Here is a 12117-nt window from a genome sequence, read left to right as displayed (position 1 = left end):
GGGGCCGGGGGCCTCCCGCGCGGCGCGGCCCGCCCCCCCGGGGGGGGGGGGGGGGGGGGGCGCCCCCCCCCCAACCTGCCCGGGGGGGGGGGGCCCCCCCCCCCCACGACACACAGCGCTGGTGTATTCGACTCGGCGGGAGTTCGCCGCGGCGGCGGTGCCGCATCTGCGGGAGGGGCTGGCGGAGGGGGACGCGGTGGTGGCCGTCGTCGCTCCGGCGGCCGAGCGGCTGCTGCGCCGCCAGCTCGGTTCCGCCGCGTCGCGGTCGGTCGAGTTCATCGAGGCGGGGTCGTGGTTCACGGGGCCGATGGACGCGCTGGCGGCCTACCAGGACCGGTCCCGCCGCGACTGGTGGCCGGTGGGGCGGCTGCGGCTGCTGGCCGAGCCGGTGTGGACGGGCCGCAGCGAGCTGGAGGTCTGCGAGTGGAAGCGGCACGAGGCGCTGCTGAACGTCGCGTTCGCCGGGACGCCCACGCTGCTGATGTGCGCGTACGACGCGGCCTCCCTGCCGGCCCACGTGATCACCGACGCGGCCCGCACCCATCCCGACGTGGTGGACGACCGGGGCCCGCGGCCGAGCGGCCGGTACGTCGATCCCGCCGTCTTCTACGCCGAGTGCAACGCGCGCCCGCTGAGCGCGCCGCCGAGGGACGCGGCGTGGAGGCGGTTCGCGGCGGGCGGGCTGGCGGGGCTGCGGGCGTTCCTGGCCGCGGAGGCCGAGCGGCTGGGCCTGCCCGCCGACCGGTCGCTGCCGTTCGTGCTGGCGGTGAACGAGGTCGCGACCACGGTCATCCGGCACGGCGGCGGGCGCGGCCTGCTGTGGGTGTGGGCGGAGGGCGGCGAGCTGCTGTGCGACGTGGGCGATCCGGAGGGCCGGCTGGAGGACCGCTTCCTCGGCTGCTTCCCGCCGCGGCACTACAAGCCGGGCGAGACGGCGATGTGGGCGGTGCGGCGGCTGTGCCACATCGTGGAGATCCGGTCGGGGCCGGGCGGCACGCGGGTCCGGATGCACCTCAGGCTGGCGGACGCCGCGGCGGGGCCGGACGATCGCGCCGGGTAGCCTTCGCACCATGCTGACGATCGAGCGTGCCCTGGTTGACCAGATCGTCGCGCATGCGCGCGCCGACCACCCCGACGAGGCCTGCGGCGTGATCGCCGGGCCGCTCGGGTCGGACCGGCCGGTCCGGTTCATCCCGATGGTCAACGCCGAGCGCTCCCCGACCTTCTACCGTTTCGACTCCCAGGAGCAGCTCAAGGTCTGGCGGGAGATGGACGACCGCGACGAGGAGCCGGTGGTGATCTACCACTCGCACACCTCGACCGAGGCGTACCCGTCCCGTACGGACATCTCCTACGCGGCCGAGCCCAACGCGCACTACGTGCTGGTCTCCACGCGGGACCCGGAGACGTACGAGTTCCGCTCGTACCGGATCCTCGACGGGGAGGTGACCGAGGAGGAGGTCACCATCGTCGGGGACGGCGGGTGAAGGCGCCGGCGGACCGGGCCGGTAAACTGGCGGCCATGTGGACGAGCGAGCGGCAGCCGGGCCCGGCGGGCCCGTACCCGGCCGACTCGCCGCCGCCCGTGCAGAGCTTCCTCTTCGGGCACTCACGTGCCGAAGTCGTCTACGACTGTCGCTGACGCGTCGATTCTCGCCCGGAATTCCCCTGCGCCCCGCCCTGTTGTGATGCCTGAGACGGCCGCGGGCGGGGTGCCCGTACGACCTGAAGGAGATCTTCGCGATGGCGATCGAGGTCCGGATCCCGACGATCCTGCGCAACCTCACCGACGGTGCCAAGGCCGTCGAAGGCAAGGGCGGCACGCTCGACGAGCTGTTCTCGGACCTGGACGAGCGGCACCCCGGCCTGCGCGGCCGGCTGGTGGACGACAAGGGCCTGCGCAAGTTCGTCAACGTCTACCTGAACGACGAGGACGTGCGCTTCCTGAACGGCCTGGAGACCGAGGTCTCGGACGGCGACAACGTGACGATCCTCCCGGCCGTCGCCGGGGGCTGAGCCCGGAAGCCGTGCCGACATGCGTTTCGAATCACTGCTGGACTCCCTGGGCCGCACGCCCCTGGTAGGGCTGCCCAGGCTGTCGCCGAGCCCCGAGGTGCGGTTGTGGGCCAAGCTGGAGGACCGCAACCCGACCGGTTCGGTGAAGGACCGGCCCGCCTTCTACATGATCGAGAAGGCGGAGAAGGAGGGGCTGCTCACCCCAGGCTGCACGATCCTGGAGCCCACGTCCGGCAACACCGGCATCTCGCTGGCCATGGTCGCCAAGCTGCGCGGCTACGCGATGGTGTGCGTGATGCCGGAGAACACCTCGGCCGAGCGCCGGCAGCTGCTGGAGATGTGGGGCGCCCGCATCATCTCCTCGCCGGCGGCCGGCGGTTCCAACGAGGCGGTCCGGGTCGCCAAGCGGCTGGCGGGGGAGAACCCCGACTGGGTGATGCTCTACCAGTACGGCAACGAGGCGAACGCGCTGGCGCACTACGAGACGACCGGCCCGGAGATCCTTGAGGACCTCCCGACCGTGACGCACTTCGTGGCCGGGCTGGGCACCACCGGGACGCTGATGGGCGTCGGCCGCTACCTGCGCGAGCAGCGCCCCGACGTCAAGATCGTCGCCGCCGAGCCGCGGTACGGCGAGCTGGTGTACGGGCTGCGCAACATCGACGAGGGGTTCATCCCCGAGCTGTACGACGACTCGGTGCTGACCACCCGCTTCTCAGTGGGCTCCCGGGACGCGCTGCGCCGTACCCGCGAGCTGCTGGAGCAGGAGGGCATCTTCGCGGGCATCTCGACCGGCGGCGCGCTGCACGCGGCGCTGGGCATGGCGGCGAAGGCGGTGAAGGCGGGCGAGCGCGCCGACATCGCGTTCGTCGTGGCCGACGGCGGCTGGAAGTACCTGTCCACCGGCGCGTACGGCGGCACCCTCGAAGAGGCGGAGGCCCGCCTCGAAGGCCAGCTCTGGGCGTAGCACCCTCGTCCCGCCCCTTCGCGGCCCTCGCCGGTGCTCCGGCGGGGGCCGCGTTGCACGCCGGGACGGGCGGACGGCATACTCGAATGCGATTCTAGTAGTGGCCTCGGAGGCGAGCGGGTTATATGAGCAGGTTCGGGCGGGCTACGGCCATCGAGCGGGTCGGGGACGGCCGGTACGCGATCGACCTCGACGCGGGGTTCGCGATCGGCGCGGCGCTGAACGGCGGCTACCTGATGGCGGTGCTGGACCGGGCGGCGGTGGACGCGACGCCGCACCAGCACCCGATCTCGACCGCGGCCACGTTCCTGCGGGTGGCCAAGGCGGGGCCCGCCGAGATCCTGGTCGACACCCGCAAGACCGGCCGGACCGCCGCGACGTCCCGGGTCAGCCTCGTCCAGAACGAGCAGGTCGCGGTCGAGGCGCTGATCACCACCGGCACGCTGGACCCGGCCGCCGAGCCCGACTGGGCGGGCGAGCCGCCCGTGCCGGAGCTGCCGCCGGTCGAGAAGTGCACCGGCTTCCAGCCGGTCACCGAGGAGCGCGAGCGGGGCTTCGCCGACCGGGTCGACATGCGTTTCGACCCGGCCACCATGGGCTGGCTGGACGGGCAGCCGATGGGCCGGCCCGAGCTGCGGGCCTGGTTCCGGCTGCCGGACGGGGAGGACGCCGACGCGTACGCGCTGGCCCTCGCCGTGGACGCGCTGCCGCCGGTCGCCCTCAACCTGGGCGCCAAGGGCTGGGCGCCGACCGTCGAGCTGACCTGGCACATGCGCGCCGTGCCGGCGCCGGGGCCGCTGGCCCTGCACGGCACCGGGCGGCTGCTGACCGGCGGCTGGTTCGACGAGGAGGTGGAGGTCTGGGACTCGGCCGGCCGGCTGGTCGCGCAGAGCCGCCAGATCGCCCGCGTCGGCCGCGGCGGGTGACCCCGCGCCGGCCCGTTCCGGCAAGTCACGGCAACCCCCGGGCATGCCGTCGGTCACACCGCGCCCAACTCGCCCGGGTTTCAGGCATGTGACCATGTGATGTACGACGCATGACGCGCCTGACGGGCGCGTTCTCGCCTAGCCTTGGACACCATGTCTGATCGTTCCTGGGGGGGCCGTCCCCCGGATCCCGACGCGCCGATCGGGATCTTCGACAGCGGGTTCGGCGGGCTCACCGTGGCCCGCGCGATCCTCGACCAGCTGCCGAACGAGCCGGTCGTCTACCTCGGCGACTCGGCCCGCCAGCCGTACGGCCCGCGGCCCATCGCCGAGGTGCGCGCGTTCGCGCTGGAGATGCTGGACGAGCTCGTCGAGCAGGGCGTGAAGATGCTGGTGATCGCGTGCAACAGCGCCAGCTCGGCGATGCTGCGCGACGCGCGCGAGCGCTACGACGTCCCGGTGGTCGAGGTGATCAACCCGGCCACCCGCCGGGCCGCCCGGGCCACCCGCAACGGCCGGGTGGGGCTGATCGCCACGCAGGCCACCGTGACGAGCCGCGCCTACGAGGACGCGTTCGCGGCGGCGCCGCACATCGAGCTGACCGCCGCCGCCTGCCCGCGGTTCGTGCCGTTCGTGGAGGCGGGCGTGACGATGGGCGACGAGCTGCTGGAGACCGCGCGCGGCTACCTCCGGCCGATCACCGACGCCGGGTGCGACACCCTGATCCTCGGGTGCACGCACTACCCATTGCTTACCGGCGTGATCTCGTATGTCGTCGGCGACGGCGTCACACTGGTGTCGAGTGCCGATGAAACCGCCAAGGACGTCTATCGAGTGCTGCACGACAGGGGGCTTGCCCGCGCGGAGGCGTCGCCCCCGCCCGAGCACCGGTTCCGCGCGACCGGTGACCCCGACGTGTTCGCCGCGCTCGGCCGCCGCTTCCTGGGGCCGGAGATCGGTCTGGTGGAAACCGCCGAGAGTAAGGCTCTGTCCACCTGATTCCTCGGGAGAAGCAAGAGGAGGAGTGAGCGTGCGGGTCACTGTGATCGGCTGCGCCGGCAGCTTCCCGGGGCCGGAGAGCCCCGCGTCCTGCTACCTGATCCAGGCCGAGGGGTTCTCCCTGCTGCTGGACCTGGGCAACGGAGCGCTCGGCTCGCTGCAGCGCTTCCATCCGCTGTACGAGATCGACGCGATCTGCCTGTCGCACCTGCACGCCGACCACTGCCTCGACCTGTGCGGGTACTGGGTGGCGCGCACGTACCGGCCCGGTGGCGCGCCGCCGGTGATCCCGGTGCACGGCCCGGCCGACACCCCGCGCCGGATGGCCGCCGCGTACGACCTGCCCCTCGATCCGGGGATGTCGGAGACGTTCGAGTTCCACACGCTCCGGTCCGGCCCGTACGAGATCGGCCCGTTCCGGGTGACGACCGCGCTCATGCCGCATCCGGTGGAGGCGTTCGCGTTCCGGATCGAGCACGGCGGCCGGACGCTGGCCTACTCCGGCGACACCGGCCCGTCCGACGGCCTGGTGGAGCTGGCCCGCGGCGCCGACCTCTTCCTGTGCGAGGCGTCGTTCCTGGAGGGGCCCGGGCAGCCCGCGGACCTGCACCTGACCGCGCGCGAGGCGGCCGAGCACGCCGACCGCGCCGGGGTCGGGCGGCTGGTGCTCACCCACCTCGTGCCGTGGAACGATGCGCAGATGTCGCTCACCGAGGCCAAGGGCAGCGCGTACCGCGGGCCGATCGAGCTGGCCACCGTGGGCGCCGTCTACGACCTCTGATCCGGCGCCCGCTACGACTCCTGGCCGTGCGGCTCGCGCGGGCCGGCCCGCGGCGGCTCGTTGGGGGTGCGGTCGCGGCGCGAGCGCAGGTACGGCTCGGCCAGGGCCGCCAGCGCGCCGCCGACCAGCGGGGCGAGGATGAACAGCCACAGCTGCGACATCGCGTGCCAGCCGCCGAACAGCGCGGGCCCGATCGAGCGGGCCGGGTTCACCGACGTGCCGGTGAGCGGGATGCCCACCAGGTGGACCAGGGCCAGCGTCAGGCCGATCGCCAGGCCGTCGAAGCCGTACACGTCGTTCCGGCGGGTGACCATCAGCACCACCATGACCAGCATGAACGTCAGGATCACCTCCAGGATGAAGGCGCCGCCGGCGTTGATCTTCTCGCCGTAGCTGTTGGCGCCGTTCACCTGCATGGTGGCGTTCCCGACCGCGGCGACCAGCCGGATCACCGCCATCCCGACGATGCCGCCGACGACCTGCGCCACGATGTAGACGCCCGCCTCGATCGGCGTGATCCGCTTCGCCAGCAGCATCCCGAGCGTCACCGCCGGGTTCACGTGCGCTCCCGACACCGGCCCGATCGCGTACGCCAGCGCCAGCAGCACCAGCCCGAACGTCAGCGCGACGCCGAGCGTGCCGATCTCGGCGAGCCCGAACACGGCGCTTCCCACAGCGAAGAAGACGAGCAGCGCGGTACCCGCCCCTTCCGCGATATATCTGTTCATTACCCGTCCCCCTGATGTGACTCACCGTCATTGATTGCCACCGTTCGTGAGATCAACCGGTTTTCCGGCAGGTCGCGGCGGGAATCCGGAACGGTTCCGGGTGGGCTCGGGGTGGGCTGGGGGCTGGGCTGGGGGTGGGCTCGGGGCTGCCGCGCGGGGCCGGGGGCGGGCATTAGGGTGGTCCCCATGGCCCGTCCTGATGATCGTTCACCCGACCAGCTCCGCCCCGTCCGCTTCGAGCGCGGCTGGCTCGACCATGCCGAGGGCTCGGTGCTGGTCGAGTTCGGCGGCACCCGGGTGCTGTGCGCCGCGTCGGTGCAGGACTCGGTGCCGCGCTGGCGGCGCGACAGCGGGCTGGGCTGGGTCACCGCGGAGTACGCGATGCTGCCCCGCGCCACCAACACCCGCAACGACCGCGAGTCGATCAAGGGCCGGGTGGGCGGCCGCACGCACGAGATCTCCCGGCTGATCGGCCGGTCGATCCGGGCCTGCCTGGACTTCAAGGCGCTCGGCGAGAACACCGTCCAGCTCGACTGCGACGTCCTCCAGGCCGACGGCGGCACCCGGACCGCCGCGATCACCGGCGCGTACGTGGCGCTGGCCGACGCGGTGAGCTGGATGCGCGAGCGCGGCCTGTGCAAGGGCGACCCGCTGGCGACCTCGGTGTCCGCGGTCAGCGTCGGCGTGATCGACGGCGAGCCCCGGCTCGACCTCTGCTACAAGGAGGACGTGGCCGCCGGGACCGACATGAACGTCGTCTGCACCGGCGACGGCCGGTTCGTCGAGGTGCAGGGCACCGCCGAGGGCGCCCCGTTCGACCGGGCGGAGCTGGACGCGCTGCTCGACCTGGCCGCCGGGGGCTGCGCCCAGCTGACCCGGATGCAGAACGAGGTGCTCGGCCGGTGAGCAGGATCGTGCTGGCGTCCCGGAACAAGGCCAAGATCGTCGAGCTGGAGCGGATCCTGGCCGGGCAGGGCGTCGAGGTGGCCGGGCTGGAGGCGTTCCCGGACGCGCCGGACGTCCCGGAGACCGAGCTGACCTTCGAGGGCAACGCCCTGCTCAAGGCGCGCGCCATCGCCGCCCACACCGGGCTGCCGGCGGTCGCCGACGACTCGGGGCTGTGCGTGGACGCGCTGAACGGCATGCCGGGCGTGCTGTCGGCCCGCTGGTCCGGCCGGTTCGGCGACGCCGCCGAGGGCGGCAAGGACCGCGCCAACCTGGAGCTCGTCCTCGACCAGCTCGCCGACGTCGCCGACGGCGAGCGCGGCGCCCACTTCGTCTGCGCGGCCGCGCTGGTCGTGCCCGGCGGGGCCGAGCACGTCGTGGAGGGCCGGATGCACGGCCGGGTCATCCGCGCGCCGCGCGGCACCGGCGGCTTCGGCTACGACCCGATCTTCCTCACCGAGGACGGCGACCGGACCAGCGCCGAGCTGTCCCCCGAGGAGAAGGACGCGATCAGCCACCGCGGCCGCGCGTTCCGCGCGCTGGCCGAGCTGCTGCCGGACGCGCTCGCCACCGCCCGCCCGCGCTGAGCCGAAAAAGATCCGCGGCGTGACAACCGCGGGCCGCCCGGCGGGGGTTGAGAGGGGTGTACGGAAACGTCCCCCTCCGAGGAGCGACATGAACGACAAGGGTTCCCGCCGGCTGCCGCTGCTGGTCGCGGCCACCGGGCTCGGTGCCGCCGCCCTGGCGGCCGGCGTCTGGGTCGCCACCGCCGCCGGCCGGCCCGTCGTGGCCGAACCGGCCGGGGTGAGCACCCCGGTGCCCACCGTGACCGCGCCCGCCCCCGCCAAGCCGGTGCCGACGCCCACCGCGCCGGCCCTGCCGGTGCCCGAGCCCACGGGGACCGCCGTGCCCGCGCCGTCGCCGACGGCCTCCCGCGCGCCGGTGCCGGCGCCGTCCGCGCCGTCCGCGGCGCCCGTCCCCGAGCCGACGTACGAGTCGCCGCGGCCGGCACCGTCCCCGCCGCGGCGGCCGTAAGCGGAGGCGTCCGCTGTTCACGATGACCGCGCGGGAGGCCCGCGGGGCGGAGATCACGTTCGAGGAGTTCGTGACCGCCACCGCGGGCCGGCTGCTGCGCACCGCCGTCTTCCTCGTGTACGACCGCCATCTCGCCGAGGACCTGCTCCAGGTCACGTACGAGCGCGTCGCCCGGCGCTGGAAGAGGGTCGCCGCGGGGGAGCCGGAGGCGTACGCCCGCAAGATCCTGGTCAACCTGGCCATCGACGAGCACCGGCGCCGGTCGCGCCGCCGCGACCTGCCCGTCGGCACGCCCGCCGACGTGGAGCGGTACGCGGCCGTGCCGGGCGGCGGCGCGGGCGGCCCCGGCGGCGAGCTGGACGAGGTGCTGCGCGCCCTGCCGGTCAAGCAGCGCGCCGTCGTCGTCCTGCGGTACTGGTGCGATCTGAGCGAGCACGAGATCGCCGCCGTCCTGGGGATCTCCCGGGGCACGGTCAAGAGCCACACCGCGCGGGCGATGACCGCCCTCCGGCGGCACATGGCGGACAGAGAGCATATGGAGCAGGGAGGAGGTCCGGGCCGTGAACGATGAACTGGAGACCCTGCTGCGGGAGCACTACCGGCGCGGCGCCGACCGGATCGGCCCGGACGCGGAACTGCTGCATCGGCTCCGGAACGCGGCCGATCCGGCGACCCCGCGCCCGCGCGCGCGGCCGGGCCGTCCGTGGCTCCGCGCCGGCCTGTGGGCCGTGCCCGTGCTCGCCGCGGCCGCCGCCGTGCTGGCGTTCGCGCTGCTCGGGTCGGGGGAGCGGCGCGAGGAGCGGCCCGCACCGCTGGTCCCGGCGCCGAGCCTGACCGTGCCGGTGCCGACGCCGACCGGGCCGTCGCCCGTGCCCCGGCCGACCCCTCCGGGCCAGGATCCGCGCGGCGGGAGCCTCCCGCCGGCCGGGCCCGCGCCCACCTCGGCACCATCGGGCCCCTCGGCGCCCGTCCCGTCGCGTACGCCGGGGTGAAGCGCGGTCAGGGACCCAGGCGCAGGCCGGGGAGCATGTGCCAGCCGACCGTCTCCACGACGGTGCGGAGCTGCGGCGACATCCGGTCGAGCACCAGCGCGCCGCGGCCGCTCGCGTGCGCGGCGGTGTCGGCGAGGATGTTGAGCGCGCCCAGGTCGATGAACCGCAGCCGGGACAGGTCCAGATGCACCTCCCGGCCGGCGCCCGCCGCCACCGTGGTCAGCGCCTCCAGCAGGACGGCGTGCCGGGACGCGTCCAGCTCGCCGGCCAGCGCCAGCCCGGGCGGCCGGAACGTGCGCACGATCCGCAGCACGGAGTCCTCGAACTCGGGATCGGGCACGACCTCCACGCCGTGCGAGCCGCCGAGGGCCTCCAGCTCCGCGGCGGTGCAGCGGGCGCGGTCGAACTGGCACAGCGCGATCGCGCGGGTGCTCGGCCCGATCGCGATGTCGATCCGCCGCTCGCAGTCCAGCAGCAGCTCCAGCCCGCCCGGCCGGCGGACCGCCCAGGTCATGTCGGCGGCGATCCGGACGCCCCGGTGGTCCTCGTCGCCGGCGTCCGCGACCGCCTCCGCCACCGCGCGCATCAGCGCCGCCGGATCGAAGTGGCCGCCGCGCCGCCCGCCGCGGCCGAGCGCGACGACGCTCAGCCGCTCGTGGGCGGGCAGCCGGGGCGCGGTGACGGGGGCCGCGCCCGACAGGTAGACGACCCTCTCCCCGGCGTCCAGCCCGGCGCGCACGAACGCGCCGGTGACATGGTGCTGCTCCTCGCGGCCCGTGTACGCCAGCCAGGCGTGGTCGCCGGGGCGCAGCTCGCGCACCGGCCTCCGGACCGTCCAGAGGCTCTCCATGCTCCCCACGGGTGCCTCCACCGTCGCTCGCGCCGGGTCCCCTCAGCGCCGTTGCCGCATCCGCACGAACGTACCGTCCCAGCCGGCCCGCAGCTCCATGAGATCGACCAGGAGGCGCACCGTCCACAGCCCGAAGCCGCGCTGCAGCGCCGACTCGGGCGGGTCGAAGCCGACCAGGGGCGTGGCGTCCGGCCAGCTGCCGTGGTCGCCGACCTCGCACACCAGGTCGGGGCCCTCCGTCCACAGCCACAGCCCGGCGGGCGGCGCGCCGTGCCGGAGCGCGTTCGCGGCCGCCTCGTTCGCGGCGGTCACGAGGTTCTGCGCGGCCTGCCGGGCGAGGCCGTGCGCCGCGGCCCGGTCGCCGACGAACGCCCGCAGCCCGCGCAGGTCGGCGGAGTCGATCGGGAGGTACGCGGCGTCCCGGGGACGGTCGAAGCGGCGGGTGCGGTCGCAGCGGGCGCCGAAGTCGGCGGGCTTGACGTACTCGGGATTGCGCACCGTGAAGGCGCCGGAGGCCAGCAGCGGATGCGTCTCCCGCGCATGCCGGATGATCTCGGGGGGCAGCGCGGTCCGGTCGTACGGGCACAGGGCCTTCGCCCCCGAGCCGGCGAACGCGACGTTGATGAGCGACTCGTACCGGGCCCATTCGAGCGTCTCGCGCGCGCTCCAGCCGTCCCAGACGGGCTCGGCGAGCGCGCGGACCCGGCGCGGCCGCTCCGCCTGGACCAGCTCCTGGTAGATCTTCAGCGTGCGCACGGGATGCTGGTAGAAGTCCTCGGACGCATGGAAGGCGATCGCCTCCGCGTGCTCGCCCAGCGCTTCCCGCAGGGGGCCGTGCCCGGCCCTCCGGAGGACGGCGACGACCGCCTCGCCGGCCTCCAGCCCCGCGGTCAGGAACGGCACGGCGACGGAGACGAAGTCGTCGGCGCCGTCGTAGATGAACGCGCGGTGCTCCAGCGTCATGGGCGGCCGCCTCCCGGGGCGTGCGGGGCGCGTCTGCGGCCGCGGACCAGCCCCGGCAGCCGGTGCCAGCCGACCATCTCGATGACGCTCTCCACGTCCGGCGGCAGGTGGTCGAGGACCAGCGCCCGGCCGCCGCCCAGCCGGGTGGCGTGCTCGGCCAGCAGGGTGAGGCCGCCGAGGTCGATGAAGCCCAGCTCGGCGAAGTCGAGATGGATCCGCCGGTGCGCGCGGGCGACCCGGCCGAGCTCCTCGGTGAACCGGGCGTGCCGGACGGCGTCCAGCTCGCCCGCCAGCCGCAGCCCGTGCGGCTGGAACGTGCGCACGATCCGCAGCACCCCGTCGTCGAACTCCGGATCGACCTCGATCAGCACCTCGTGGGTGGCGCGCAGCGCGGCCAGCTGCCCGGGCGAGCAGGCGCGCCGGGACACCTGGCAGATCGCCATCGCCATCGTGCTCGGCGAGACCGCGTCGCCGAAGCCCTGCTCGCAGCCCAGCATCGGGCCGAGGTCGGCGCCGTCCCGGCCGGCCAGCACCCAGCTGTGGTCGATGGTGAGGCGGGCGGCGCGGAACCCCTGGCCGAACGTCCCGTCGACCTCGCGGCCGAGGGTGTCCAGCAGCCGGCCGGGCTCGAACGCGCCGTTCCGCCCCCGGCACGCCTCCTGCGTCGGGATCACCCGCAGCTGCCCGGACCCGGTGTAGGCGCACAGGTCCAGGGACGTGCGCAGCGCCATCCCCGGCAGCCGCTCGGGCGGGGTGTCGGTGACGTACACGACCTTCTCCTCGTGGCGCAGCCCCGCCTCGATGAACGTGCCGATCACCCGGTCGCGCTCCTCGGCGCCGGAGTAGGCCAGCCAGCCGTGGTCGCCCGGCCGGACCTCGGTGACGGGGCGCTTGGCGAACCAGGCGGTGTCCATG

16 protein-coding genes are annotated in these 12117 nt (G+C 74.5%); 12 read left to right on the top strand and 4 right to left on the bottom strand.

Annotation, left to right across the window (positions count from 1 at the left end):
* Window positions 1–118: 118 nt before the first annotated feature.
* The 7 genes from AB0881_RS23490 (at window position 119) to AB0881_RS23460 (ending at window position 5689) form a co-directional block, all read left to right on the top strand.
* Entirely contained in the window at window positions 119–1060 is a 942-nt protein-coding gene (locus tag AB0881_RS23490; protein WP_366619863.1) for a sensor histidine kinase, read from the top strand.
* A gap of 10 nt (window positions 1061–1070) precedes the next feature.
* On the top strand, window positions 1071–1487 hold the full coding sequence (locus tag AB0881_RS23485; RefSeq protein WP_366619858.1) for a M67 family metallopeptidase: 417 nt from the start codon (window positions 1071–1073) through the stop codon (window positions 1485–1487).
* Between the two features lie 256 nt (window positions 1488–1743).
* Complete coding sequence (locus AB0881_RS23480) at window positions 1744–2016, top strand: MoaD/ThiS family protein (RefSeq protein ID WP_366619856.1); 273 nt, start codon at window positions 1744–1746, stop codon at window positions 2014–2016.
* A 19-nt stretch (window positions 2017–2035) separates the two neighbouring features.
* On the top strand, window positions 2036–2983 hold the full coding sequence (locus AB0881_RS23475) for a cysteine synthase (protein ID WP_366619854.1): 948 nt from the start codon (window positions 2036–2038) through the stop codon (window positions 2981–2983).
* A 125-nt stretch (window positions 2984–3108) separates the two neighbouring features.
* The gene (locus AB0881_RS23470) at window positions 3109–3909 is read left to right on the top strand and encodes a thioesterase family protein (RefSeq protein WP_366619852.1); all 801 of its coding nucleotides are present in this window, start codon (window positions 3109–3111) and stop codon (window positions 3907–3909) included.
* A gap of 153 nt (window positions 3910–4062) precedes the next feature.
* Window positions 4063–4908: a glutamate racemase gene (murI, locus tag AB0881_RS23465; RefSeq protein WP_366619850.1), complete on the top strand. Its 846-nt coding sequence runs from the start codon at window positions 4063–4065 to the stop codon at window positions 4906–4908.
* 31 nt (window positions 4909–4939) lie between these two features.
* Window positions 4940–5689: an MBL fold metallo-hydrolase gene (locus AB0881_RS23460; protein ID WP_366619848.1), complete on the top strand. Its 750-nt coding sequence runs from the start codon at window positions 4940–4942 to the stop codon at window positions 5687–5689.
* Between the two features lie 11 nt (window positions 5690–5700).
* Here AB0881_RS23460 and AB0881_RS23455 read toward each other — a convergent pair whose 3' ends face one another.
* On the bottom strand, window positions 5701–6417 hold the full coding sequence (locus tag AB0881_RS23455) for an aquaporin (RefSeq protein WP_366619846.1): 717 nt from the start codon (window positions 6415–6417) through the stop codon (window positions 5701–5703).
* Between the two features lie 186 nt (window positions 6418–6603).
* Between AB0881_RS23455 and rph the strand changes: the two genes are divergently transcribed.
* From rph to AB0881_RS23430, 5 genes are all read left to right on the top strand, one after another.
* Window positions 6604–7323: a ribonuclease PH gene (gene rph, locus AB0881_RS23450; RefSeq protein ID WP_366619844.1), complete on the top strand. Its 720-nt coding sequence runs from the start codon at window positions 6604–6606 to the stop codon at window positions 7321–7323.
* Window positions 7320–7949 (top strand): RdgB/HAM1 family non-canonical purine NTP pyrophosphatase, encoded by a 630-nt coding sequence (gene rdgB, locus AB0881_RS23445; RefSeq protein WP_366619842.1) that lies wholly within the window; start codon window positions 7320–7322, stop codon window positions 7947–7949. Before rph ends, rdgB begins: the two co-directional genes overlap by 4 nt.
* Before the next feature lie 88 nt (window positions 7950–8037).
* Window positions 8038–8397, top strand: coding sequence for a hypothetical protein (locus AB0881_RS23440; RefSeq protein ID WP_366619840.1), 360 nt, complete (start codon window positions 8038–8040; stop codon window positions 8395–8397).
* Between the two features lie 22 nt (window positions 8398–8419).
* Window positions 8420–8968 carry a SigE family RNA polymerase sigma factor gene (locus AB0881_RS23435; RefSeq protein WP_366619838.1) on the top strand — a complete coding sequence of 183 codons (549 nt, stop codon included), beginning with the start codon at window positions 8420–8422 and terminating at the stop codon, window positions 8966–8968.
* On the top strand, window positions 8958–9389 hold the full coding sequence (locus AB0881_RS23430; protein ID WP_366619836.1) for a hypothetical protein: 432 nt from the start codon (window positions 8958–8960) through the stop codon (window positions 9387–9389). The genes AB0881_RS23435 and AB0881_RS23430 overlap by 11 nt, the downstream gene beginning before the upstream one ends.
* Before the next feature lie 7 nt (window positions 9390–9396).
* Here the strand turns inward: AB0881_RS23430 and AB0881_RS23425 are convergent, their stop codons facing one another.
* The 3 genes from AB0881_RS23425 to AB0881_RS23415 are packed head-to-tail and all read right to left on the bottom strand — an operon-like array spanning window position 9397 to window position 12116.
* Window positions 9397–10239 (bottom strand): MEDS domain-containing protein, encoded by an 843-nt coding sequence (locus AB0881_RS23425; RefSeq protein ID WP_366619862.1) that lies wholly within the window; start codon window positions 10237–10239, stop codon window positions 9397–9399.
* A gap of 42 nt (window positions 10240–10281) precedes the next feature.
* Window positions 10282–11202, bottom strand: a complete 921-nt coding sequence (locus AB0881_RS23420) for a sensor histidine kinase (protein ID WP_366619835.1) — start codon at window positions 11200–11202, stop codon at window positions 10282–10284.
* On the bottom strand, window positions 11199–12116 hold the full coding sequence (locus AB0881_RS23415; RefSeq protein WP_366619833.1) for an MEDS domain-containing protein: 918 nt from the start codon (window positions 12114–12116) through the stop codon (window positions 11199–11201). The genes AB0881_RS23420 and AB0881_RS23415 overlap by 4 nt, the downstream gene beginning before the upstream one ends.
* Window position 12117: the final 1 nt, after the last annotated feature.

This window comes from Spirillospora sp. NPDC029432 (assembly GCF_040703975.1).
Taxonomy (GTDB): Bacteria; Actinomycetota; Actinomycetes; order Streptosporangiales; family Streptosporangiaceae; genus Spirillospora.
Note: the sequence above shows the minus strand (reverse complement) of the source record. Positions and strands in the feature narration are given on the sequence as shown.